A 25,376-nucleotide genomic window follows, 5' to 3' on the forward strand; every position below is an offset into this window, starting at 1 on the left:
GGTGCGTTTTTATCCTGTGGTCCTGTCTGCTTCCTTCCAGGCGGTATTGCCGATGGATATTTTTTCAAGCTTACGCCGGCTGCCGTAATACAAGTTGGCCAGCGCACGCGAAACCATGACGGCACTGAACATGGAGGTTAAAATGCCCAGGCACAACACGACCGCAAATCCGCGCACCGCCCCCGAACCGAACACAAGCAATGCCAGGCCGGCAATGAGGGTGGTGATATTGGAGTCCAAAATCGTGCCAAACGCCCGTTCATAGCCGGCGTAGATGCTGGCCTGAGGGGTATTGCCATTGCGTAACTCCTCTCGAATACGCTCATTGATCAGCACGTTGGCGTCGATGGCCATACCGACGGTGAGCGCAATGGCGGCCATGCCGGGAAGCGTCAGCGTGGCCTGCATCAATGACAGCAAGGCCACCAGCAGCAGCAAATTGACGCCGAGCGCCGTCACTGAAATTAAACCGAAGATGATGTAATACACGATCATGAAGGCCGCAATCGCCGCGAATCCAGCCCAGATGGAGTTGAATCCCTTAGCGATGTTGTCGGCGCCGAGGCTAGGTCCCACGGTGCGTTCCTCGATAATCTCTACAGGCGCGGCGAAAGCGCCGGCACGCAGCAGCAGCGCCAGCTCATTGGCCTCCTGCACCGAATCCAGGCCTTCGATCTGGAAACGCTTACCCAATTGTGAGCGGATGACCGGTGCCGTAATCACCTCCTCCACGCTCCGGGTCACGCGCAGCGGACGACCGTTCGCATCCAGCACCGGCCTACCCTGCTCGTCGAGCCTGGTTTCCGACTTGATTTCGCTATAGATCACTGCCATGCGCTTGCCGACATTCTCCCCGGTCACGCGCTGGTTAATCGCCGCGCCGCGGGCATCGAGGGTGATGGAAACGATCGGGCTGCTGGTCTGACTGTCAAAACCCGGCGCCGCATCGATGATGTTGTCTCCCGAATAGATCAGCCGGTTTTTGAGCAGGATCGGGCGCCCGTCGCGCATCTTGTAGAGTTTCGAACCGGGCGGGACCTGCCCGGAAATCGCGCCACCCAGATCGTGCTCTTCATCCACCAACTTGATTTCGAGTGTCGCCGTGCGCCCGATGATTTCCTTGGCTCTGGCGGTGTCCTGCACGCCGGGCAACTGCACCACGATGCGATCCTGTCCCTGCTGCTGGATAATCGGTTCAGCCACACCCAATTCGTTTACCCGGTTGCGCAGGGAATTCATGTTTTGTTCCAGGGCGAACCGGCTTTTTTCCGCTATGGCGCTCGGCTTCATTCTGGCGGTGATGACAAAATCGGTGCCGCGATCCACTTCAACGAACTCGAGGTCAGGGAGTTCCTTGCGCAGCGCGTCGCGGCCCTTTTCCCGCTCACCCGCTTCACGGAAACGGATTTCAACGCCACCACGATCCAACCGGGTCACAGTCAGATACTGGATCTTTTTCTCACGCATGGTACGGCGCATGTCGTCGGTGTAACTTTCATCTGCCTTCTTGATTACCGCGGCCATGTCCACCTGCATGAGAAAATGCACCCCGCCGCGCAGATCGAGACCAAGATACATGGGCTTGGCGCGCAGCGCCTCGAGCCAGCCCGGTGTGGCCGGCAACAGATTCAAGGCCACTACGTAATTGTCCCCCAGAAATTTCTGCACCAGGTCACGTGCACGGATCTGAATTTCCGTGTCAGCAAACCGGATCCGGGCGCCCTTGTCGTCGAGAAATGCCTCGACATAGGCGATATTGGCCTGTTTCAGCTGCGCTTCGACGGATGAGAGCAACGGCCGGTCGACTTTAGTGGTGCGCGTGGGCGAGATCTGTACCGCCGGGTATTCGCCGTAGATGTTGGGCAGGGCATAGACAAACCCGACCACCACGATGATGAGAATCAGCAGATACTTCCAGTGCGGATATTTATTCATTATTTATTTTTTGGATGGAGAATACCGTGTGCGCGGATATAGATTTGAATTTCCCAAACAATCACTTTCATGACAGGAATGAAGTGATTTTTAAACAGCTTTAATCGTTCCTTTAGGCAGCACCGCCTGTATCGCCGGGCGTTGCACCTTGACCAGTACCCCATCGGCAATCTCGACTGTCACATACACATCGCCCAGTTCCGTGATACGACCGAGTATTCCGCCCGACGTCAAGATTTCGTCTCCCTTGGCCAGGGCGGCAATCATCGTCTTGTGCTCCTTGGCGCGCTTGGCCTGCGGACGAATCAAAATGAAATAAAATGCCGCGAACAGCACGCCCAGCATGATGAATGTTACAACCGGACTACCCTGTCCCGGGGCGCCGGCGGCGGCCGGGGCCTCGGCCCAGGCCTCGGAGATTAAGAAGTTCATTAATAATTCCTCAAAAGAAAATAGAAAATTGACAGGATTAACAGGATTTACAGGATTAAAACCAATTGACCCGTTGCAATATGTTAAGAGTAACTCTAAATAACTGGAAAACTCCTTCTTCTCCGGGGGGAGAGATTTTTTAGAAGCATCCTTAATCCTAAATCCTAATTAATCCTGTTAATCCTGTCTATTCTCGGTTTTCAGGGCTGTCCGGGGGCTCCGGGCGGCGCATACGATAAAACTTCTCGATGAAATCATCCAGTTTTTTTTCAGCGATGGCATCGCGCAACCCCCGCATCAGGCGTTGGTAATAGTGGAGATTATGAATGGTGGCGAGCCGCGCACCCAGAATTTCGTTGGCTTGCTGCAAGTGACGCAGATAGGAACGGCTGTAATGCCTGCAGGTATAACAGTCGCAAAAGGGGTCAACCGGGCCGGTGTCGCGGGCATGACGGCTGTTCTTGATCTTCAGGCTGCCCTCGTGGGTGAAGAGCCAGCCGTTGCGCGCATTGCGTGTCGGCAACACGCAGTCGAACATGTCCATGCCGCGCCGCACGGCTTCGACCAGATCCTCCGGCAGACCCACGCCCATGAGATAACGCGGCCGGTCCGCCGGCAGCTGTGGGGAAATATGCTCGAGAATCCGAAACATTTCTTTTTTGCTCTCGCCCACCGAAAGCCCGCCCACGGCATAACCGTCAAAGCCAATCTGCTTGAGGCCAGCGAGCGAGATATCGCGCAAATGTTCGTACATCCCTCCTTGTATGATGCCGAAAAGCGCCGCGGGATGGCCGGTGTGCGTGTTTTTCGAACGTTCGGCCCAGCGCAGTGAAAGTTCCATGGAAGCACGCGCCTCCGGTTCGGTCGCGGGATGATGGGTGCATTCATCGAAAATCATGATAATGTCGGCATCGAGCGCCTGCTGTACGGCAATCGATTCCTCCGGTCCAAGAAAAATTCGCGCACCATCGACCGGAGACTGAAACCACACGCCTTGCTCGCTCAGTTTGCGCATCGGTCCCAGACTCCACACCTGGAATCCGCCGGAGTCGGTAAGCAACGGACCATCCCAATGCATGAATCGATGCAGGCCCCCATGCGCCTTGATCGCCTCCAGACCCGGCCGGAGCATCAGGTGGAAAGTATTCCCGAGTATCATCTCTGCCCCGCCGGCACGCAATTCCTCCGGCGTCATGCCCTTTACCGTGCCATAGGTCCCGACCGGCATGAAGGCCGGCGTCTCAACGGTTCCCCGAGCGAACGTCATTTGCCCTCGGCGGGCGTTACCGTCGGTGTTAAGCAGTTCGAAGTTCATAGCATCAGAGGAAAGATACAAGAGAAAAGAGGAAAGTGAAAATCAGATTTATTCTTTGCTCTTTTTTCTTTCCACTTTTCTCTGAGGCAAAACGAACATGGCATCCCCGTAACTGTAAAAGCGGTATTTTCGTTCCACGGCATGGCGGTAGGCGTTGAGCACCTGCTCCGTTCCGCCGAAAGCGCACACGAGCATCAACAGGGTGGACTCCGGCAGATGAAAATTGGTCAACAGCGCGTCCACGACCTGGAAACGAAACCCCGGATAAATGAATATGTCCGTCTCACCCTCGTAAGGTTTTATGCGTCCTTTTTGCGTCGCCGTCTCCAGCGCGCGCACGACCGTCGTACCGATGGCCACCACGCGCCGGCCTTGCTCCCTGGCCGCGTTGATTTTATCGCATGCCGCGGGCGTCACACGCAGATATTCCGAATGCATCCGATGTTCGTGAATCTCTTCCACCCGTAGCGGCTGAAACGTGCCAGCACCGATATGCAGAGTGATAAAGGCGGTTTCCACCCCTTGCTCGTGGAGCTGGGTCAGCATGGCTTCATCGAAATGGAGGCCCGCGGTGGGTGCCGCCACGGCACCGGGGTGACGCGCATACACCGTCTGATAATGATCGCGATCGATGGCTTCATCCGGACGCCCGATATAGGGCGGCAGAGGCACATGTCCAATCCGGTCAAGAACTTCCATTATCGTGTCTTGGCCGGCAAACGTAAGGTCATAAAACTCGCCTTCGCGCCGGTTCACCTTGGCGCTGAAATTTTCCTGCAGCGTGATTGTTTGTCCCGGCTTCGGGCGCTTGCTCGCGCGCACCTGGGCCAAGACACGGCGCGTGCCCAAAATGCGCTCGATCAACAGCTCGATTTCCCCCCCGGTTTCCTTGCGCCCGATGAGACGGGCCGGAATCACACGGGTGTCGTTAAACACAAGCAAATCGCCGGCTTGCATTAAATCGCGCAGATCGGTAAAACGCCGGTCACCGATAATGCTACGATCGCCGTCCACCGTCAGCAGGCGGCAGGCGGTGCGCGGTGTTACCGGATATTGCGCGACAAGTTCTAGAGGAAGGGAATAATGGAAGTCGGATCTACGCATTAGCTCTGACTGAAATTTCGAGAGGCGCGAAAAAACATCGTCACCCTGACAAAGCATCATACTATAATAAGAGGCAGCCATAGACTGGCTCAGAATTGATAAAAGGAATCATGCCGGGCACTCGTTATACACTTGAAGTCCAACCAGTTCTGCCGCAACGTCTGCAGCGTCTGCAGGAGCTGGCCAATGATCTGCTGTATAGCTGGGATCGTGAAGTCCGCGGGCTTTTTTTCCGTCTGGATAGCGAGCTGTGGGAATCCTGCGGGCATAATCCCAAAGTGTTTCTCCGCCGGGTGTCGCAGAAAAGATTGAATGAAGCCGCTGAAGACCGGGTATTCATGGAAGACTTCAACCGCGTCCTGTCGGTCTACGATACCTATCACCAGGAAAGAACCCAGCCTGAAATCCTCCAGTACCTTGACCCGAAAGCAGACCTGGTCGCCTATTTTTGCGCCGAGTTCGGTTTCCACGAAAGCTTTCAGATTTACTCCGGGGGGCTGGGTATCCTCGCGGGGGACCACTGCAAAGCGGCAAGCGATCTGAACATCCCCTTTGTCGCAATCGGTATGCTTTACCGTCAGGGCTATTTCACCCAGACGATCGACGAACACGGTAACCAGGTAGCGCATTATACGCCCACCCATTTCGCCGATTTACCGATTTTCCCGGCTATGAACGCCAAAGGCGAGGAAATCCACGTGGAGATCGGCCTGCCCGGACGGCGCGTGATGCTCAAGGTATGGAAAGCCCGGGCCGGACATATCTCCCTGTACCTGCTTGACAGTGACCTGCCTGACAATGGCGAGGCCGACCGCCACATCACCTATCAACTCTATGGCGGCGATATCGATACACGAATTCAACAGGAGATTGTGCTCGGTATCGGCGGGGTGCGCGCGCTCCAGGCGGCCGGGCTCGAGCCGACGGTGTGGCACATCAACGAAGGCCACGCGGCATTTATGATACTCGAACGTTGTCGCGAATTCGTCGCCCAGGGGCTGGATTTCGACAGTGCCCTCGAGTTGGTCGCCGCCAACACGGTGTTTACCACGCATACCCCCGTGCCCGCCGGTCACGATATTTTCGATCAGGCGCTCATGACCCGCTATTTCGGCCACAAGATAAAAAAATTTGACATCAGTATGGAACAGTTGATGGCGTTAGGTTCTACTCCAAGCAGTCAGGGTGGGTTCAATATGACGGGTCTGGCGCTGCGCGGTTCGCGATTCCGCAACGGCGTGTCGCGCATTCACGGCGGGGTGGCTTCGCGCATGGCCGCGTACATCTGGCCGCAGATTCCGCCGGAAGAAAACCCTGTGGGTTGCATCACGAATGGCGTACACGTTCCGACGTTCCTCGCGCGCGAATGGGCCAACGTATTCGACATGCGTTTTGGCGGAGGCTGGCGCAATGAGCTGCTTAACGAGGATTTCTGGAGGCATATCGATGACATCCCGGATCACAGTTACTGGAGTCTGCATCAGTCGTTGAAATCGGAAATGCTCGAGGAAGTAAAGCGTCGGGTCATCATTCAGCACCGGCGTAACGGCACCAGTGAGGCGCTGATCGAGCGATACACACAGTATCTCACGCCGCTCGATGCCGATGTGCTGACGCTGGGTTTTGCTCGCCGCTTCGCCACCTACAAGCGCGCCACCCTGCTGTTCTCCGATCCGGCGCGCCTGGCGCGACTGCTCAACGATCCGAAACGCCGCGTGTTGCTGATCATCGCCGGCAAAGCGCATCCGCATGACTTGCCGGCACAACACCTGATCCAGGTAATTAACGACTATTCCCGCCGCCCGGAATTCGAAGGCAAGGTTATTCTGCTTGAAGGTTACGATCTGGCCCTCGCGCGCAAGCTCGTCACCAGTGTCGACGTGTGGATCAACACGCCCGAGTTTCCCATGGAAGCCAGCGGCACCTCCGGCGAGAAAGCCGGTATCAACGGCGTCATTAATTTAAGCGTGTTGGACGGCTGGTGGGGCGAAGGTTACAACGGTGAAAACGGCTGGGGGATTACACCGCATGGGCCGCACTACGATAGCGCTTACCGTAACCGCGAAGAGGCCCAGGAACTGCTCGATATCCTGGAAAAACTGGTCATTCCGCTTTACTACGCGCGCAAAGGTCACGGTTATTCAGAGGGATGGGTGAGAAAATCCAAAAATTCCATGAAATCGCTGATTCCGCGCTTCAATGCCCAACGCATGGTCATGGATTACGTCCGAAATTATTACGCCCTGGCAAAAAAACAGCATCTCATGATGTCTGGCAACAATTTCGCGCGCGCCAGGGAAGTTTCCGAGTGGCGCAAGCGGCTTGATCATAGCTGGCCGAATGTCAGCCTGTGGCGGGACGATAGTCCCCAGACTGAAATCCGCGCTGGCGAGATACTTCCGCTGCGAGTTGCCGCCCGCCTGAGCGGATTGCACCCGGAGGACGTGCTCGTGGAATGTCTCGTGGGGAAAGAATCCGATGATGGCAAGTTTAGCAGGTTGGACAGCCACATCTTTACAACGGAATCACAGAATGACAATGGCGAAACGTATTTTAAGCTGGACCTTTATCCGCGTTTGCCGGGTTTGCAGAGTTACAAGATCCGGATGTTTCCGTTCCATCCCGCGCTTTCGCACCGTTTCGAATCGGGATACATGATCTGGATTTGAGCGGTCCGGTTCACGTCAATCGCCTTATCCGGAGGTTATCAGCGTCAGATATGGCGCACTCGTTGATGGTAGTGCGAAGCTGATAATCCATGTCGCTGAGAAATACTAAAATTGCGGTGGCACGTACACATTACCTCAGCACGGCGGCATCCGCGTCCTAGCGGGCATGGTGCAACTGTTGTCCCAGCATGTCCGGTGTCACCAGCACCACTCCCTGCCGTGTCACGTAAAACCGCTTGGCATCTTCTTCCGGGTTTTCACCGATTATCGTTCCTTCGGGCAGGTGACATCCTTTGTCGATGAGCGTTTTCCTGAGCCGGCAATGGCGGTTAATCACGACGTCGGGCATCACCACGGAATCATCGACTTCGCAAAAGGAGTGCACTTTAACATTCGAGAATAACAGCGAGTGACTCACTTTCGACCCGGAAATGACGCAACCCCCGGACACCATGGAATCCGTCGCCATTCCACGGCGCAAGTCATCGTCGAACACGAATTTCGCCGGCGGTAGTTGCTCCTGGTATGTCCAGATCGGCCATTCCTCATCGTACAGATTCAGCTCCGGTGTTATTTCCACCAATTCGATATTGGCCTCCCATAATGCATCCACGGTGCCGACGTCGCGCCAGTAAGGTTGTTTCTTGGTCACCGGATCGCGGAATGGATACGCCATGACACGGCAGGAATCCATGATGGAGGGAATGACATCCTTGCCGAAATCATGAGCGGATGAAGTTGTGCCGGCGTCTCGTACCAGTTGTTCATACAGAAATTTTGTGTTGAACACATAGATCCCCATGGACGCCAGCGTGATACCCGGCCGGCCGGGTATCGGTTCCGGGTCCTTGGGTTTCTCCAGAAATTTGGTGATACGCGACTGCGCGTCCACAGTCACCACGCCAAACTCATGCGCGCGTTCGACCGGCACTTCGACACAGGCGACGGTGACATCCGCGTTGCTATCCACGTGGTGAATCAGCATGGCGCCGTAATCCATTTTATACACGTGATCGCCGGCAAGGACCAAGACAAAACTTGGATCGTGATTGCGGATGATATCGAGATTCTGATACACCGCGTCCGCCGTGCCGGTATACCAGGAAGTCTCGATGCGTTGCTGAGCCGGAAGCAGCTCGATGAATTCCCCCAGCTCGCCACGCAAAAAGCCCCAGCCTTTTTGGATATGCAGGATCAGTGAATGGGCCTTGTATTGGGTCAGCACTCCGACGCGGCGGATACCCGAATTCATGCAGTTGGAAAGCGGGAAATCAATAATGCGGAACTTGCCGCCGAAGGGAACGGCGGGTTTGGCGCGCCACACGGTGAGGTGTTTCAGGCGTGAGCCGCGGCCGCCGGCGAGAATCAGGGCCAAGGTATCGCGTGTCAGTCGGGTAATCTGGCGTGCTGTCTCACCTCGGAACATCATAACGCCCTCCTCTGTCACCCGCGGCGAAAATCGGACACCTTCACCGTCAGATAGGAATTTACCACACCGCTATGAATTCAAATACACTATCAATTCCGAAACGAAGCATTTCCCGGGACAATAACGCACGTGCCAAAGATTCTCTTTGTGGCCAGCGAAGCGCATCCGCTGATCAAAACCGGCGGATTGGGAGATATTATCGGCAGTTTGCCGGTCGCACTCGCATCACTCAAAACGGACATTCGCTTGCTGCTTCCCGCCTACCGGGATGCCGTGGCGCGCGCGGAAAAACTTTCACCGGTGGCGGAATTACATGTCTCGGGCTTTCCAGAACCCGTTCGACTCCTTGAAGGGCGGTTGCCCGGTACACAATTGATTACATGGTTCGTTGATTATCCTCCTGCTTTCGGACGTGCCGGCAATCCTTATCTTGATTCGCACGGTCTACCGTGGATCGATAATGCCTTGCGGTTCGCTTTGTTCGCGCGCGCGGCCGTGCTGCTTGCCCTCGGCCGGGCAGGCTTGAACTGGCGACCCGATTTGGTGCATTGTCACGACTGGCAAACCGGATTGGTGCCGGCGCTGCTGGCGCAGGAAAAAAACCGGCCGGCATCGATCTTCACGATTCACAATCTGTCCTACCAGGGTCTGTTTCCCTACCAGACTTTCACCGAGCTTGATTTGCCCGCCCCGCTTTGGTCTTTCGAGGCGCTTGAGTTTCACGGTCAATTGTCATTCATCAAGGGTGGGCTTGTCTTCGCCGACTGGCTGACCACTGTGAGCCCCACCTACGCGAGCGAAATCCAGACACCGGAATTCGGAAGCGGGCTTGATGGATTGTTGCGTCATCGGTCAGACCGGCTGACGGGAATATTAAACGGCATCGACGGGAAGGTGTGGAATCCGGCGCATGATCCGTTTCTGTTCAGGCGCTATTCCGCGCGGCGGCCGCAGGACAAGCATCCCAACAAGAGCGTATTGCAGAGGGAATTCGGCCTCCCGGCGCAGCCGGAAACGCCGCTGATCGGCATGGTCGGAAGGCTGGTTCAACAGAAAGGGATTGATCTGGTCATTGAAACGCTGCCGGGAATCATGCGCCGGCCGGTACAGCTCGTGGTGCTGGGTAGCGGAGACAACGGCTATGAAGCCGCGCTACGCAGGCAGGCGCAACGCTATCCAGGCCGTTTGGCGGTTCGGATCGGTTATGACGAACGGCTGGCACATCTTATCGAAGCCGGCGCGGACATGTTTCTCATGCCCTCAAGATTCGAACCTTGCGGGCTGAATCAGCTTTACAGCATGTGTTACGGCACCATCCCGATCGTGCGCCGTGTCGGCGGGCTGGCGGACACGGTGATCGATGCCACGGAAGAGAACCTCAAGAAAGGAAACGCAACCGGCATTGTGTTCGAGGAAGCACGCGCAAGTCAGCTCATGGATGCGGTGGACCGTGCGCTCGCGCTGCAAAAAAACCCGGATCACTGGCAAAAACTAATGCTGACAGGAATGCGTGAAGACTTCAGCTGGCATCGCCGCGCCGCGCAGTATCTGCGCCTGTATCGTCACCTCACCCAATCAATTTAGCTTATCTATTCGTCCCGCGACGCGATTACTTCTGAGTGAGAAAATCAGCCACTTCAATCAACCGGCGTCGACGTATAGTGAGATCCGCATCCTGAAAGGGGTGCGCATATTCCTCACGGCTGACAACCGTGGTGCCACGTTTTTTCGCGATCTGCATTAACTCAGCCATTTCCGCCGGCCGCACCACACTGTCTTGTTCCCCGCTGATAATTTTCATGCGCGAACCGTCCACCGGTAAATGATTCACGGGATCATAAGAGTCAGGGCATCCCAGGTGCGAAATGCGGCTAGGAGAGGAATCGACCACCATTGCCGAATACATATCCGTGGAACCCACGGCGTTCAGCAGAATGATTCCTCCCATTGACATCCCATACAACGCCCGGCGGCGGTAAGGCCGGGTATTGAGAAAGGCAACCAACTCCCGATAATCTGAAACCAGCGCCGCCAGCCTGCTTTTACCACCGGAAAGTCCGTAGCCACGATAGTCGTAGATATAAACATCAAAACCCCGGTCCCGGAACAATTGCATTTCATCCATGATCTGATCCGCGAGCATGGCATTTCCCGGCGCGACCAAGAGATATCCCCGGGGATTTTCTCGCACCAGCAGCTTGTAGCCACCCAGTTCACGCCCGTCGCGGGTTATAAAATTGATTCGCTCGATATCCCTTATTCTGGCCACACGGCGCTCATCCGCTGTTCCGGCGGCGCGCCGAAACATCCAGAATGCCAGTGGTTCGCGGAAGCGCCCGCAGATACTGGTTTCTGAATCGCTGCTCATCGCGGACGATTTCGTGGCACTGCTGGAACAACTCAACAAGGTTACGGCGAAAGCGAACGCCAGCAACGCGTATCCAGCGTGCATCGCTTCAGGCGATGGCCATTTCTGAATGAATAGGCGTCGGCGAGATTTTGCTATTGAGGCACTTAAGCAAGGTCCAGTATCCCAGCAAGTTAACGGGTATCCGCTCCACCACGTCCAGACCCGTTTCTTTGATGAAATTTTTCATGGAAAAATCAGGACGAAATCCCATCTGTCGGGATAACGGAGCGATCATGCGCTCCACTCCTCCCACAAACGGGTTGGTATGGTGAAAATGATTCACGATATACAGCTCACCCTCGGGTTTGCATACCCGGCGCATCTCGTTCACCAACCGCGCCGGGTGTGGCGTGACGGATACCACATACATCGCCACGACCATGTCGAAACTGTTGTCCTCAAATTTCATGTTTTCGGCATCCATCAACTGCAGCGCCGCAACATGGCTGAGATTTTCACGCATCTTGCGCGCGCGGGCGCGCGCCAGCATTTCACGCGACAGATCGATACCCGTAATCTGAACGTTCCGGGGATAGAGCGGCAAGGACAACCCCGTCCCCACGCCCACTTCGAGGATGCGGTCACCGGAGTGGCAGTTCATTTTGGTTATGATGGCCTGACGGCCCTGCTGAAACATCGCGCCGAAATAAAGGTCGTAGCCCTGCGCGTAGCGCCGATACACCTTCTGGACCGCTGTGACATCCATGCGCATAACCCCCCTTTGCGCGAACCTCATTTACGCCCTTCCGCACACATCCGGTTATCCTGCGGAAGATCCATTGCCCGCCAGGATATGACGCTTCACCTCGCCGCGCTGACGCTTGGCAAAATCTTCCAGCTGGCGCGTGATGGCACCGAAGGCTTCACGAATCGCAACATACACATCCTCGTCTTGGGCGCGATTAGCCACGAGTTCCGCGCCAGGCACCATAAGATCAATGTGTACACTGTAGAGTTTGCCCTGGTGTTGATGCCGCTGCGGTGTTTCCACCACTACGCGACAACTGATAATCCGATCATAAAACCTTCCGAGCTTTTCCGTTTTCGCCCGGATGCGTGATTCGACAGCGCCCGATTGTGGCATGTTTTTCAAGGTTATCTGCAACGGAATCTGCATGTTCATGCCCCCATGGATGTGTAACGATGGCTGGTGGTAGCGTGTTTTTCATTTCGATGGTCATAATTTGAGACTCAAGCATACGCTGATTTTAAATTTTTCGCCCCTGTCGTCCGGACATTTTTACATTGCGGGAGGCGGAATATCAAACGGACCTGTCGGATAAGATTTTCTCGCACTCCGGTCTGCGGAAACATCGAGCGTTTAAACCCTGTGTATCCGGGTCTTTACAATTAAGTCACGGAGTGGAAGGATGAGGCCGATGCCTCAATATTTTAACCGCGTACGAGCGGTGTCTCGCTCGGCCGCCAAGGGGGTGAGCCTATGGCTTACAAAACCGTTAAGGATCTCCGCGCCCTGGCCAAACTCCGTGGGCTGAAAAATTATTCTAAACTGGGGCGCGACAAACTTGAGCGCCTGCTGGCGGGAAACGCACACCCTAAACCGGAAAGCCTGAATAAACCTAAAAAACCGGCCAAATCACAACAATCCGGCCGGTCAACTTCCAAATCCAGGCGTCTGGAAGTTAACAGCGATCTGACTGCCGGTAAGAAATTATTGCCGTCCGCCGCTCCCGCTCACGCTGCCAGCGTCGCGATAAAACCTGTTTCCATGGCGGCGTGGACATCCGATACACGACGACCGGCCGCCGATGAAGAGCGCGTGGAATCCGCAAAATACGCCACGGTTCCAAGTGGCGCCACCGCACCCTCCGGCGTGGCGGCCGACCTCGGAGAAGACATTGATCACCTGCCGCCGATCGCGGAATCGATGCTCTGCCTGCTGCCGGTGAAACCGGGGCTCCTGCACGGTTACTGGAAAATAGCGCCGGATACCGTGCCGCCTTTTAAATCGCTCAAGCTCCGGCTGGGACACATGGTCAAAGACAGGTTTGAAATCATCGAGGAATTCTCACCGCCGCAGAACCATGGCCATTGGTATTTCCGTCTCGATGAGTCGGAGGAAATCGGCGCCGTCTATTTGCAACTGGGACACTACGAATCGGACGGAAGTTTTGTTACCGCGTTCCATCGTGGCATCGCGCGGATTCCGAGCCTTTATGCCTCCGAATATACCGACCGCATGTGGTGGGTAAGCGACGAGCAATTCCGCGCCATGTACCGGCGTTCGGGCGGATTCGAGCGCGATACACGGCTTGGCTGGGCGGCATCGATCGGGAGTCCGGGAGGCGCGCCAGGCATTTCATCTCATCTACGCGCTCAGGCAGGCAAGAGCAATAAATAATTCTTCTGTGAACCCAAAGGGCTATCTGGCGGTTGTGCTGCACGCACACTTGCCGTTTGTGCGCCATCCGGAACATGAGCGTTTTCTCGAAGAAGACTGGTTCTTCGAGGCCATGACGGAGACCTATTTGCCATTGTTGAATGTCTTCGAAGGGCTGGTACGTGATGGGGTACCGTTTTGCATCAATATGTCGCTTACCCCCACGCTGCTGTCAATGATGACAGACCCCTTGCTGCAATCCCGGTACCTGCGCTATCTCGACGAACGGATTGAAGCATTGGCGGGCGAACGTCGGCGTACCGATGGCGATAGTTATTTTCATCCGGTGATCGAGTTTTACAATAACCTCTACCAAGGTCTTCGCCGTCGTTACCTGGAACTGGATCAAAAAGACGTCACGACATCATTCCGCCGGTTGATGGAGTCAGGGCATCTCGACATTCTTACCTGTGGTGCCACGCATAGCTATTTCCCGTTGCTCGCCGTGAACGAAGAAAGTATTTATGCCCAGCTTTCCATGGCGGTACGCACCCATCAGCGCATCCTCGGGAGAAAACCGCGCGGAATATGGCTGTCGGAATGCGGTTACAAACCCGGTATTGATCGCATTCTCAATCATTTCGGGATCGAATATTTCATTCTTGATTCGCACGGTTTGCTCAACGCCGAGCCGCGCCCGAAGTTCGGCGTGCACTGCCCCGTGCGCACACCGGGCGGTCCGGCTGCCTTCGGGCGGGACTACGAATCGAGCAAACAAGTATGGGCGGCGGAGGAAGGCTATCCGGGCGATCCCGCCTACCGTGAGTTTTATCGCGATGCCGGATTTGATATCCATGAACCGCATATCCGCCAATTGCATCATGCCGGCATTCCCACCTTTACCGGCTTGAAATATCACCGGATTACCGGAAAATCAGACTGGAAGGAACCGTACCACCCGGGCTGGGCCGCTGACCGTGCCGCCACGCATGCCGGGCATTTCATGCATAATCGCCAGTTACAAATCGAATGGCTGGCGCCATTCTTCGACCGCCCCGCGATCATCGTGGCGCCGTACGATGCCGAGCTTTTTGGCCACTGGTGGTTCGAGGGACCGCAGTGGATCGATTATCTTCTGCGCAAGATCGCCTATGACCAGAACGAAATCAAAACCATCAGGCTTTCGGAGTATTTGGATCGCGTCAGTGAACTGCAGCCCGTATCGCCACCCGAGTGCAGCTGGGGTGCCGGCGGATTTCACGAAGTGTGGTTGAACGGCGCGAACGACTGGATCTATCCGTACCTGCATGGATCCGCTGAACGCATGCGTTCCCTGGTTCAGCGCTTTCCGGATGCCGACGGCTTGCTTCGCTGGGCGCTGGATCAGGCGGTCCGCGAACTGTTGCTGGCACAGTCCAGTGATTGGGCCTTCATCATGAAAACCGGAACCAGCGTGGAATATGCCATCCGCCGCTTCAAGACACACCTCCATCGATTTGGCCGTATGGCGTCAATGGCCGAGACCGGTAATTTCGATGAGAACTATCTGCGCGAAATAACCGCGCGCGATAGTCTGTTTCCTGACATGGACTACCGGATTTTTCAGAACCGGCCCTGGGCCTGACCGCATCACGATGCGGTACAAGTTGGTTAATTCAAACGACTGGCGAGCCGCGCGGCACCGATCAGACCGACTTCCGGATTCATCACCACGCTCACGGGAATGGACTCGACGTACGCAGACATCTTGCCTTTATTCCGGAAGGCGCGAAGAAAGCGGCCATCCGTCAGCCGTGAAACAATTTTTGGAGCAATTCCGCCGGCGATATAAACGCCGCCGGTGGCGCCAGCAGTCAGCGCTAGATTGCCCGCTTGGGCGCCATATATTTCGACAAATAAATCCATTGCCTGGTTTGCCAATCGGTCATTTTGCTCCAAGGCGGCGCGCGTGATGATGGCGGCATCACCGGTTTTCATCGCCTTGCTCATAACGGAGGATTCAGGAATGCCGCCGCGTTCTTTCAAGAACGCATAGAGCCGGGCCAAGCCGTGTCCGGATATAATGAGCTCGTAAGAAGAACGACCGGCGGTTTTCAGAAGATAGCGCAACAATTCTATCTGCAAATCGCTGGTCGGGCCGAAATTCGCGTGGCCGCCCTCCGTGGCAATAGGTTCATAATGATCAGCCTGCCAGACCAATAGGGCCTGCCCCAGTCCCGTGCCGGCGCCGATCACCCCCCGCGGTCCGTGCGCCAACGGCTCGCCCTGCTGCAAGACGACAAGATCGCCCTCCTTCAATAGTTCAATCCCGTAGCCAATGGCCTGAAAATCATTGATGAGGCGGACCCTGGGAAATCCGAAATCACGCGCAATGGCGTCGCTCTCAATTTCCCAAGGCAAGTTGGTAACTTTTACGGTCTGTCCGGTATCGGTTTCCCTGACCGGTCCGGCAACGCCAAAACAAACTGAATCAATGTTTTCTTTTTTTCCCCGGTTTAAAAATTCAATGAGAAGATTATCGAAACTGGGGTAGTCGCAGCTATCGAATCGCTGTTCCCGAATCGTGCGCGGACGACCCGCCGCCCACGCGCTGACCTGCAGCAATGTCTTGGTTCCGCCGATGTCGCCCGCCAGCACTCGCATCGCCCGATGTTGATCTCCGTATTCGTGAATCAACTATTAACATGATCGCAGGATTGTTATACTTTTAGTACCGTGCATCGATCAAGCCGGGGTGGCGGAACTGGTAGACGCGCCAGACTCAAAATCTGGTGGTGGCAACACCGTGTCGGTTCGATTCCGACCCTCGGTACCAATCAAAATCAGGTGGCACAATTTCGTCCATGCGCCCCGCCCTTCGGGCCGCGCTGCGCGCGACCAAAGCGGCGAGGCTTTTTTTGTTATTTTGCCATCGCCCCCCGTTCGGACATGTCCACTCCCTAGCCTTCACGTCGCAACCGCCTGTTCCGGCATCCGCAGCCGCCCCTCGTGCGGCTCGAGAAAGGCATTGGCGGCGCGCAGCTGGGCCAGCGCGCGCTCGTAGTCGTTGAAGTCGATCCGCGCGGTGAAGTCCTGCGCCCGGTCGAGCATCCTTATATACGGGTCGGTGTTGCCTTGGCGCGTGAGCGCCCGCAGGGCCAGCAGGTAGTCCTCCTGATAGACCGTCGGGATGATAATCCGCGCCCGGCCGCCGTGCACAAGCTCGGCGTTCAGCATGACGCGGGCGATGCGGCCGTTGCCGTCGGCGAAGGGGTGGACCTCGGCGACGAGGAACATCACGTACAGCGCACGGGCTAGGGAGTCTTCGAGGGCGCGGTAGGGCTCGAAGCCCTTGATGAGGGTGCCCGCGACCAGCTCGGGCGCAACAAACACGGTCTCCCCGGCGCGGTTCACTTCTTCCTTGAAGCGCCCCGGCTGTTTCTCGGGGCGGCCGGCGAGCAGCGCGGCGTGGCGCGACTTGAGTAATGTGATCAATTCATCGGCAGATTCCGGAACGCGGTTCATCTCTTCGCTGTTCGAGACAATCTGATAGGTGCCGACGACGTCGTGGGCGTCGGCCGGGCGCTGGGGAATGATCTTGCCACGGAAAACGATATCGGCCGCCTCCTCCACCAGGAATTCGGTACCCTCGATGTAGTTCGAGAAGTAGGCCTCGAAGAACGCGAGATTACGTTTACCCTCGGGCGTAAGCGTCGGCGTTTGACGCACGGGCAACACCGCACGGCGCAGCGCGGCGAAGAGCGTCATGAAGCGCTCCAAGCGATGCGCGTCGTAGGGCGCGCCTGACGCCCGTGCCCGCGCCGCCTCAGCGGTAAGTTTTACTTTGCGTGTACCGAGGATGGCTCCGAACAGAGAGTCCAGAGTCTTGAATTCATCGCGAAGTTTAAGCTTCGGGGCGATGCCCCGGGCAGCATCGCGCAGGCGGTTGAGCTCGGCCGTGCCGTGGACCCGGGCGATCTCATCCAGGTATTCCTCGATCTCCTCCCGCGACCAGCTCTTGGGCGCACCGCTGCGTGCACGCGCCGGCTGCAGGTTCTCAAGCAGCGCGCGTGCTCGCGAAGCCAAATGCAGGCCTTCCATGAACGGGTTATCGCCTTCCACCGGGCCCTTGCCCTGAAGCAGCCGGATCGTGATGCCGGGCAGCATCACGCGTTTGGTGTACTTGTAGGTGAGGAAGATCGTGTCGTCGCGCGGCCACCCCGCCTTCGAGCGCCGAGCGGTGGCTCACCACGGCTCCAGGGTAGTAGCGCGCGAGAATGCGGTACAGGTGCCGGCGGATGATACTTTCGGGAGAGTCCTTGAGATTGGTGGTGTAGAGCTTGGGGGCGATGCGGCGCAGTCGCCCGGCCCGCACCTCGCGCGAGATGGCGACCGACTCCTTCGGTTTGGCGCTGCCGTAGACGATCTCCTGCGTGGGCGGCTGTTGGATTTTTCGCATTAACGGGCGGCCAGGTCCGGGAATTGTTAAGAATCTTAGAATAACTGACCATAAATGTTAAGTTTTTTCCAATAGCAGGGAGGTGCTGAAATACCGCTTCGGCCTCCGCCGGGGGCTCATGCGGCATGGTGAAGCCCGGAAACGAAAAGCCCCGTAAGGCTGTGCCGTCATACGGGGCTGCTTTGTTCGGATAACCCCACCCGGGCCGGAAGGGCGAATCGGGCGGGGGCAAGTGCAAGGTGATTATCGGCCTTTTTGGATGTGTCCGTGAAATTTGAAATTGGGGTAGAACCCGATCATGAACTGGGCAGCAATACTGTTGAACCCGTTGTCCGTCGGGCCTCGAGCGCCTCGTGTGCCTTGACCGCCTCTTTGAGCGGAAAGGTTTGATTTATTTCTATTTTGACGACGCCATTTTTTACGACATCGAATAATTGCCGTGACCGGCTGAGAAGGTCTTCCCGCTTCGCGGTATACGTCATGAGTGTCGGGCGAGTCAGAAAGAGCGAGCCTTTTTTGCTGAGTATGCCGATGTCAAACGGCGGAACCAGGCCGGAGGACTGGCCAAAACTGACCATCATTCCCAGCGGACGCAAGCAATCCAACGAGCGCATGAACGTATCCTTGCCGACCGAATCGTACACCGCCGCCACGCCCGCCCCCTTGGTGATTTCTCGCACACGCTGAACAAAATCCTCTTTCGTCGTGATGACGGGGTAATCGCACCCGTGATCCCTCGCGAGCTTGGCTTTTTGCTCCGAGCCGACGGTACCGATCACGGTGGCACCGAGGTGTTTCGCCCATTGGCAGGCGATGGTTCCCACGCCCCCGGCCGCCGCATGAAACAAAATGGTGTCGCCCCGTTTTACGGGGTAGCAGCCGGTTAACAGATATTGGACCGTCATTCCTTTCAGCATCATCGCTGCGGCCGTCTGGTCGTCGATCCCATCCGGAATCCGAACCAGCTTGGCCGCCGGGGCGAGGCGCCGCTCCGCATAGGAACCGATCGCGCCGGCGTAGGCGACGCGATCGCCCACTTTCAGGTCCGATACTCCATCACCAACGGCCTCGATCACGCCTGCGCCTTCGAGACCGGGCGTAAATGGCAACCGCTCCACCGGGTAAATCCCGGTACGGTGGTACACATCGATAAAATTCAGCCCGATGGCGGTATGCCGCAATAGCACTTCATCTTTCGCCGGCTTGCCCGGATCGACGTCTTCCCAGCGCAAAACTTCGGGACCACCAACGTGATGTACACGGATTGCTTTTGTCACCGTTTTACTCCTTGAATGTTCTGGCCAATGAAGAATTTAAATTTATTTATAATCACATCATGATCATTACTAATGAAACACAGCTTTCGTCAAACATCAACATACATCAACATAAGCGAACATGCATTGATATTACCGTTAAATAAATGATTGGCAGCGACACTGTGAATAAATTAACCGGCTATGCGAATAATGTGCTGATTTTACCCGGCCCTTGTTACCAATTTCAGCCAACAGGATGGCGTAACAACACCTATTGATTAGTTCCCGGATCAAGCAGGCATTTTATCTGCATCAGTTTTTCCTGCGCCGCCGCGCGGCCGGCCGCGATCGCCTCCTTGGCGCGGTAGAATTCAACTGTTCCAACGCGACCCACTTCAGGCACCAGCATGAGATCCTGTGGGTTCACGCTCCACCTCAAACGCACAATCTCCGCCTGGGTGATATCCAACACCTGATCCAGCACCCGGCGTGCTGTCCACCATTGTTTCTTATCCTGTGTCTTTTGGTAATTCTCAAGCTGTGTTTCCAACCACTCCTCGAGTCCTCTCGCGCGCGCCATCCAGGGTTGCCGTAGAAGTTGCCGGATGCGAACCGGCAATTGTCTGGACCTCGGTTGACGTGGGTGCCTGACATGCCGACGCGCGGCGGAATGCACCGCCACGGCCACCACCGGGCCGCCAAATCGCTCGCGGGCAACATCAAACGGCACGGGATTGAGCACACTGCCATCCACGAGCCACCGGCTCCCAATACAATGCGGTGCAATGAGACCTGGCAGCGAAATGCTAGCACGCACGGCATCCACCAGCCCACCGCAGTCAAGCACTACCTGTTCTCCGGTTTCAAGATCGGTGGTAATCGCGGCATAGCCTATATGAAGACTTTCAATATGGCGCTTACCCAGCTTTGTATTCAGAAAATCCATGATCTTTTTGCCGGACACAAGACCTCCCGTCGGCAGATCGGGCATGAAAAGCTGCAGCGTTTGCTTCCAGTCGAAGGCCGTGGCCAAACTCACCAGTTCGTCGACCTGCATGCCGCTGGCCATGAACGCGCCGATTTCAGCACCGATGCTGGTGCCGACCACGGCGCGTACGGGAATATCGTTCTCCGCTAACACCTGGATAACGCCGATATGCGCCAAACCGGCCGCCCCGCCGCCGCTCAGCGCCAGCACCAGACCGTTTTTACCATGAGGGGGGTTATTCTGGGGCTCCATACCTGTGCCAAATATCAATACGCGGAAGGTTGACGTGAACAAATCCGGGGCGCCGTCAGATCATGACGCCCGGATAATCCTGCAAGGAAATTTGCCGTACGACTCTGCCCCGGAAATGGGAAACCGTCAGGCGACCTGGACCGGGATGGAATGGCGCGTATGGGTGATGTGGTTATGGTTGTCGACGTACACCAGGCACGGCTTGAAAGCGGCAAGTTCCTTCTCTTCCAGTTCCGCGTAGGCGCATATGATCACGATGTCGCCGGGGCTGGCCTTGAAGGCGGCCGCGCCGTTGACGGAGATCATCCTCGAACCCGCCTCCGCTTGAATTGCGTACGTGGAAAAACGTTCGCCATTGCCGAGGTTATAGACCTCGATCCGCTCGTACTCGCGGATGTCGGCCGCGTCCAGCAGACGGGCGTCGATCGCCACCGAACCCTCATAATCCGGTTCGGAATGCGTGACATGCACCCGGTGCAGTTTGGACTTCAGCATGATGCGGCGCATGGTTACCCTCCAATAATACCGCTTATTATCGTGCTTAATCCGCATGGATTCAAATGTCTATTTCATGAGTTCGAATTCGACATTATCAATGAGCCGCGTGCCACCCAGCCACGCCGCCGCGAGGATCACAAGCCGGCGATCATTCAGGTTCGGTTTGCCCAGATCATCCTGACGGCGAACACTGACGTAATCGGGCCTGAAACCGCATCCTTTGAGTTCTATCATGGCGTCGGCCCCCGCCTCATCGGTAATCTCGCCGTTCTTGACAATACGGTCGCGCAGTGAACACAGCGTCTCATACAATTGCGGAGCCAGCTTGCGCTCGGCAGGAGTTAAATAGTTGTTCCGGGAACTGATGGCGAGACCATCGGGCTCACGCACGGTGTCCACGCCGATAATCTCAACCGGCAACCCTAGGTCCGCCGTCATCAGGCGAATAATCTGCCATTGCTGATAATCTTTCTTGCCGAATACGGCCACATCGGGAGTCACCAGATTGAGCAAGCGGTTCACCACGGTGGCCACGCCGCGGAAGTGCCCGGGCCGGAAAGCGCCGCAAAGATCATCGCTCAAGTCCGGAACCTCGACAAAAGTTTGCGCCGCCACACCGCGTGGATACACGACGGAATCCGTCGGCATGAACAGCAGATTTACCCCGGCGGAGAGCAAAGTCACCTTGTCATGCGCCGGAGTACGCGGATAAGAGGAAAAATCCTCGTTCTGCCCGAACTGCAGGGGATTGACGTAGATGCTGGCAATGACCGCCTGAGCGTGGCGGCGTGCCTCCTGCATCAGGCGAATATGGCCGGCATGCAGATTGCCCATCGTTGGGACAAAGGCGATGCGCTTGCCACTTGATCGCATCCGGGCCATGTGTTCCTTCAGCCCGACACCGGAGTCAACCGTGATCATCTGAATAATAACTATGCTCCGGCCCCGGGAAACTGCCAGATTTGACCGCGGTAATAAACGCTTTCACTGCTGCATCGATGTTTGCCGCCCCTTCCATGAAGTTCTTGGAAAATTTGGGACTCGGTTGCGGGTAGATGCCAAGCATGTCCTGCAGCACCAGCACCTGACCGTCGCAATCCTTGCCCGCCCCGATTCCAATGGTGGGTATCGCCAAATCCCCGGTGATGGTTTTCGCCAATTCGGCCGGGACAGCCTCAAGAATAAGGAGACTGGCACCGGATTCCTGCATTACTTTGGCGTCGTGACGAATCCGTTTGGCGTCCGCCGCCTCCCGTCCCTGAACGCGGTAACCGCCGAGCTGATGGACGGATTGTGGAATCAGACCCAGATGCGCGCATACGGGTATTCCACGGTCGACCAGAAAACGCACGGTCTCGGCCATTGGCTCGCCGCCTTCCAGCTTCACCATCTTTGCGCCTCCTAGACGCATCAGCCGGCCGGCCGAGGCGAGCGCGCGCTGCGGGCTTTCCTGATAACTCATGAACGGCATATCCACATAGAGAAACGCGCGTTTGACGCCGCGTGCCACGCATTTGCCGTGGTACGCCATCTCAGCCACGGTGACCGGAAGCGTGGAATCGTGCCCCTGTATGACCATCCCGAGCGAATCGCCCACCAGGATGGTGTCGATACCGGCGCGATCGAGCAGACTTGCAAAGCTGTAATCATAGGCCGTGAGGCAGGTGATTTTTTCCCCCCGGCGCTTCATTTCCTTCAGCGTGGTAAGCGTAACCGGCTTCATAGGTTGGCGGCGATGGGGTTTAAAAAGTGGCGGCCACTGCGGTTTTTGCGTATGTGTGACAGCAGCATTTGAAAGTCGTCGTCGTTTTCCACAATATTGATTTTCTCCGCGTTGACGACGAACAGCGGTGCCGCCGTGTAATGGTGGAAGAACTGGGTATAGGCATCCACCAGGACCTGCAAATATTCACGTTCGATATAACGCTCGTATTCCACGCCTCGCCGGCGGACGCGTTCATACAGCACGTCAACCGGTGCTTGGAGATATATCACCAGGTCCGGCACCGGAAGATCCAGGCTCATCTGGGCGTAGACCTGGTCGTATAACCGCAGTTCATCATCATCCAGATTGGCGCGCGCGAACAGTTTATCCTTGTCCAGCAGAAAATCGGCGACGTAACCGTTGCTGAACATGTCTCCCTGCTTGAGTTGTTCTATCTGACGGGCGCGCTGAAACAGGAAAAAAAGTTGTGTCGGCAGCGCAGACTGTTTGCGCGATCGGTAGAACCGTTCGAGAAAAGGGTTTTCTTCCGGGTGTTCGAGCAGCGGCATGGCGCCAAAAGCATCCGCCAGGCGCGCGGCTAGGCTGGTTTTCCCCACGCCGATCGGGCCTTCGACCACGACGTAACCCGGATTTACACCTTTCATCGCTTCATAGCCCGATTATTTTCGCTATTCCGCTCGTTCATCCAGCTTCTGTACCGGCTGGCCGGAACAATCCTCCAGCAGTTGGCGCACCGTCCCATGCCCCGGAACCAACAATGCCGGTTCAAGCTCGAACAAAGGATACAGGACGAATGCGCGTTCGTGTAGCCTGGGATGCGGCACGGTCAATTCCGCCGTTTGGATAGTTTCACCGCCATACAACAGCAAATCGAGATCCAGCGTTCGCGGCCCGCCGCGCTCGCCTTCGCGAACCCGTCCATGGATTTGCTCGATTTCGAGCAGCGTCCGCATGAGTACCGCAGGAACCAGCGTTGTGCGCAAACGGCATACCGCGTTGATGAAATCAGGCTGGTCCTGACGCCCTATCGGCGCGGTGCGGTAGAGCGACGAGCAAGCCTCGACATGACTTTGCGTAATCCGCGCTAACGCGGTGAAACCTGAGCGGACTTGGGAAACCGGATCGGCCAGGTTACTGCCCAGTCCGATGTAGGCCCGTATGCCGCTACGGAGTGGTCGATTCATCCTTATTTACTGGCGGCGTTCGTGTTCCTCGGCGGCGACGCCGTTTGGATTTACCACCGGCCGGGGTCACTGCCGCAATCATGGCGCGGCGCTCATGATCGCCCGCCGTCTGGAATCGGGTCCACCAGTCGGTCAGGGCGCCGTTCGCTTCGCCCGATTCAACACGCAAGAGCAGAAAGTCATACGCGGCGCGGAAGCGCTTGTTTTCCAACAGACGATACGCCTGCATACCGGCACGCCGTTCGAATCGATCTTGGAAACTCCAGATCTCGCGCATCGGCACGCTGAAACGCTTGGGAATGGAAATGAATCGTAGTTGCTCGCGCAAGACTTGTTCCGCCGCCCTGGTCCTGGCGTCATAAATGTTCATCCCGTTTGCCACAAGCTCACGCGTCTTATGCCGGACCGGCTCCCACAACATCGCGGCATACAAAAAAGCCGGAGTCACCGGTTTATTTTCGTTAATCCGCGCATCGGTGTTGGCCAGGGCGCGAGGCACGAGCGTTACGGGGAACCCCTCCTCTTCCCGTTCCATGGAGTTTTCTGTTAACGGAAACAGATGGCGGAACAAACCATAATGACGCAACAACTCGAAAGTCTCGAGCGCATAACCGCCGTGAAACAGCTTCAGCACTTCTTCATACATCCGTGCCGGCGGCACCGAAGTCAGCAGCGGGGCAAGACATCGGAACGGCGCAGCCGTGTTCTCCTCGATTTTGAATCCCAGCTTGGCGGCAAAGCGGACGGCGCGCAGCATCCGGACCGGATCTTCGCGATAACGGGATTCAGGATTGCCGATCACGCGCAAAATGCCGCGTTTCAAGTCGACCGCTCCCTCGACATAATCGATGACACTGAAATCGCGAATATCGTAATACAGCGCGTTCACAGTGAAGTCCCGCCGGACGGCATCTTCTTCCTGTGTGCCATAAACATTGTGATCCATAATTTCCGCAGGAATATCGTTTTCCGTAACTTCGTTCTCCGGCGGCTCAATTGGAGAACTTGCTTCTGTAATATCGCGCGGGATCGCGCGATAGGTAGCCACCTCGACGATCTCGCGGCCGAAACGGACATGAACCAGACGAAAACGCCGGCCAATGATGCGTGCATTGTGAAATAGTTTTCTGATCTGTTCCGGTCGCGCATCGGTCACGACATCGAAGTCTTTGGGCTCACGCCCGAGCATCAGGTCGCGCACGCACCCGCCTACCAGCAGACTGGCATAACCGGCATCTTTCAGACGGTGCAGAACCTTGAGTGCGTTTTCGCTGATCAGCGTGCGCGAAATGAAATGCAGCTCGCGTGGTATGATGGCCGGCGTGTTAATCGTTCATTCACCTGTCCGAGCCTAATGGCGGAGGTCTTTGTTTTGAATGATTTACTGGTGCTTTGT

Annotated in this window: 23 protein-coding genes and 1 tRNA gene; 5 read left to right on the forward strand and 19 right to left on the reverse strand. The window is 56.4% G+C overall.

From position 1 onward, the window contains the following. Positions 1–9 precede the first annotated feature (9 nt). The 4 genes from secD to queA form a co-directional block, all read right to left on the reverse strand. Positions 10–1,935, reverse strand: coding sequence for a protein translocase subunit SecD (gene secD / locus WD823_RS11775; protein ID WP_368429689.1), 1,926 nt, complete (start codon positions 1,933–1,935; stop codon positions 10–12). Between the two features lie 90 nt (positions 1,936–2,025). Then, positions 2,026–2,367, reverse strand: a complete 342-nt coding sequence (gene yajC / locus WD823_RS11780; protein ID WP_368429690.1) for a preprotein translocase subunit YajC — start codon at positions 2,365–2,367, stop codon at positions 2,026–2,028. A gap of 187 nt (positions 2,368–2,554) precedes the next feature. Continuing rightward, positions 2,555–3,682 (reverse strand): tRNA guanosine(34) transglycosylase Tgt, encoded by a 1,128-nt coding sequence (tgt, locus tag WD823_RS11785; RefSeq protein WP_368429691.1) that lies wholly within the window; start codon positions 3,680–3,682, stop codon positions 2,555–2,557. Positions 3,683–3,730: 48 nt separating this feature from the next. Beyond that, positions 3,731–4,786: a tRNA preQ1(34) S-adenosylmethionine ribosyltransferase-isomerase QueA gene (gene queA, locus WD823_RS11790; RefSeq protein WP_368429692.1), complete on the reverse strand. Its 1,056-nt coding sequence runs from the start codon at positions 4,784–4,786 to the stop codon at positions 3,731–3,733. 110 nt (positions 4,787–4,896) lie between these two features. Here queA and glgP point away from each other — a divergent pair, with 110 nt between their 5' ends. Next, on the forward strand, positions 4,897–7,455 hold the full coding sequence (gene glgP, locus WD823_RS11795) for an alpha-glucan family phosphorylase (RefSeq protein WP_368429693.1): 2,559 nt from the start codon (positions 4,897–4,899) through the stop codon (positions 7,453–7,455). A 157-nt stretch (positions 7,456–7,612) separates the two neighbouring features. Here glgP and glgC read toward each other — a convergent pair whose 3' ends face one another. Then, positions 7,613–8,881, reverse strand: coding sequence for a glucose-1-phosphate adenylyltransferase (gene glgC, locus WD823_RS11800; RefSeq protein WP_368429766.1), 1,269 nt, complete (start codon positions 8,879–8,881; stop codon positions 7,613–7,615). 132 nt (positions 8,882–9,013) lie between these two features. Between glgC and glgA the strand changes: the two genes are divergently transcribed. Further along, the gene (gene glgA, locus WD823_RS11805; protein WP_368429694.1) at positions 9,014–10,468 is read left to right on the forward strand and encodes a glycogen synthase GlgA; all 1,455 of its coding nucleotides are present in this window, start codon (positions 9,014–9,016) and stop codon (positions 10,466–10,468) included. Between the two features lie 25 nt (positions 10,469–10,493). Here glgA and WD823_RS11810 read toward each other — a convergent pair whose 3' ends face one another. The 3 genes from WD823_RS11810 to raiA all read right to left on the reverse strand — a co-directional run bounded on the left by WD823_RS11810 (position 10,494) and on the right by raiA (position 12,411). Beyond that, complete coding sequence (locus WD823_RS11810) at positions 10,494–11,252, reverse strand: alpha/beta hydrolase (protein WP_368429695.1); 759 nt, start codon at positions 11,250–11,252, stop codon at positions 10,494–10,496. Positions 11,253–11,340: 88 nt separating this feature from the next. Continuing rightward, positions 11,341–12,030 carry a class I SAM-dependent methyltransferase gene (locus WD823_RS11815; protein WP_368429696.1) on the reverse strand — a complete coding sequence of 230 codons (690 nt, stop codon included), beginning with the start codon at positions 12,028–12,030 and terminating at the stop codon, positions 11,341–11,343. A 24-nt stretch (positions 12,031–12,054) separates the two neighbouring features. After that, positions 12,055–12,411 (reverse strand): ribosome-associated translation inhibitor RaiA, encoded by a 357-nt coding sequence (gene raiA, locus WD823_RS11820; protein WP_368429697.1) that lies wholly within the window; start codon positions 12,409–12,411, stop codon positions 12,055–12,057. Between the two features lie 324 nt (positions 12,412–12,735). On the opposite strand from raiA, the gene WD823_RS11825 reads away from it, so the two are divergent. Both WD823_RS11825 and WD823_RS11830 read left to right on the forward strand, forming a co-directional pair. Further along, positions 12,736–13,656 (forward strand): hypothetical protein, encoded by a 921-nt coding sequence (locus WD823_RS11825; protein ID WP_368429698.1) that lies wholly within the window; start codon positions 12,736–12,738, stop codon positions 13,654–13,656. A gap of 7 nt (positions 13,657–13,663) precedes the next feature. Next, positions 13,664–15,259, forward strand: a complete 1,596-nt coding sequence (locus WD823_RS11830) for a glycoside hydrolase family 57 protein (RefSeq protein WP_368429699.1) — start codon at positions 13,664–13,666, stop codon at positions 15,257–15,259. Between the two features lie 26 nt (positions 15,260–15,285). On the opposite strand, the gene WD823_RS11835 is transcribed toward WD823_RS11830, so the two are convergent. Then, positions 15,286–16,278 (reverse strand): glucokinase, encoded by a 993-nt coding sequence (locus WD823_RS11835; RefSeq protein ID WP_368429700.1) that lies wholly within the window; start codon positions 16,276–16,278, stop codon positions 15,286–15,288. An 85-nt stretch (positions 16,279–16,363) separates the two neighbouring features. On the opposite strand from WD823_RS11835, the gene WD823_RS11840 reads away from it, so the two are divergent. Next, positions 16,364–16,450: transfer RNA gene (locus WD823_RS11840), tRNA-Leu, on the forward strand. A 131-nt stretch (positions 16,451–16,581) separates the two neighbouring features. Here the strand turns inward: WD823_RS11840 and WD823_RS11845 are convergent. The 10 genes from WD823_RS11845 to pcnB form a co-directional block, all read right to left on the reverse strand. Next, on the reverse strand, positions 16,582–17,781 hold the full coding sequence (locus WD823_RS11845; RefSeq protein ID WP_368429701.1) for a Fic family protein: 1,200 nt from the start codon (positions 17,779–17,781) through the stop codon (positions 16,582–16,584). Next, positions 17,723–18,073, reverse strand: a complete 351-nt coding sequence (locus WD823_RS11850; RefSeq protein ID WP_368429702.1) for a hypothetical protein — start codon at positions 18,071–18,073, stop codon at positions 17,723–17,725. The genes WD823_RS11845 and WD823_RS11850 overlap by 59 nt, the downstream gene beginning before the upstream one ends. A gap of 296 nt (positions 18,074–18,369) precedes the next feature. Beyond that, entirely contained in the window at positions 18,370–19,350 is a 981-nt protein-coding gene (locus tag WD823_RS11855) for a quinone oxidoreductase (protein ID WP_368429703.1), read from the reverse strand. A 253-nt stretch (positions 19,351–19,603) separates the two neighbouring features. After that, a complete protein-coding gene (locus WD823_RS11860) occupies positions 19,604–20,572 on the reverse strand; it encodes a patatin-like phospholipase family protein (protein ID WP_368429704.1) in 969 nt (322 codons plus the stop codon). 126 nt (positions 20,573–20,698) lie between these two features. Then, positions 20,699–21,079: an aspartate 1-decarboxylase gene (panD, locus tag WD823_RS11865; RefSeq protein ID WP_368429705.1), complete on the reverse strand. Its 381-nt coding sequence runs from the start codon at positions 21,077–21,079 to the stop codon at positions 20,699–20,701. Positions 21,080–21,136: 57 nt separating this feature from the next. Further along, positions 21,137–21,991, reverse strand: a complete 855-nt coding sequence (gene panC, locus WD823_RS11870; RefSeq protein WP_368429706.1) for a pantoate--beta-alanine ligase — start codon at positions 21,989–21,991, stop codon at positions 21,137–21,139. Beyond that, on the reverse strand, positions 21,978–22,793 hold the full coding sequence (gene panB, locus WD823_RS11875; RefSeq protein ID WP_368429707.1) for a 3-methyl-2-oxobutanoate hydroxymethyltransferase: 816 nt from the start codon (positions 22,791–22,793) through the stop codon (positions 21,978–21,980). Before panB ends, panC begins: the two co-directional genes overlap by 14 nt. Further along, positions 22,790–23,440 (reverse strand): deoxynucleoside kinase, encoded by a 651-nt coding sequence (locus tag WD823_RS11880; protein WP_368429708.1) that lies wholly within the window; start codon positions 23,438–23,440, stop codon positions 22,790–22,792. The genes panB and WD823_RS11880 overlap by 4 nt, the downstream gene beginning before the upstream one ends. A gap of 24 nt (positions 23,441–23,464) precedes the next feature. Next, the gene (gene folK / locus WD823_RS11885; RefSeq protein ID WP_368429709.1) at positions 23,465–23,980 is read right to left on the reverse strand and encodes a 2-amino-4-hydroxy-6-hydroxymethyldihydropteridine diphosphokinase; all 516 of its coding nucleotides are present in this window, start codon (positions 23,978–23,980) and stop codon (positions 23,465–23,467) included. Further along, entirely contained in the window at positions 23,961–25,310 is a 1,350-nt protein-coding gene (gene pcnB, locus WD823_RS11890; RefSeq protein WP_368429767.1) for a polynucleotide adenylyltransferase PcnB, read from the reverse strand. Before pcnB ends, folK begins: the two co-directional genes overlap by 20 nt. Positions 25,311–25,376 lie beyond the last annotated feature (66 nt).

This window comes from Sulfuricaulis sp. (assembly GCF_040901545.1).
GTDB lineage: Bacteria > Pseudomonadota > Gammaproteobacteria > Acidiferrobacterales > Sulfurifustaceae > Sulfuricaulis.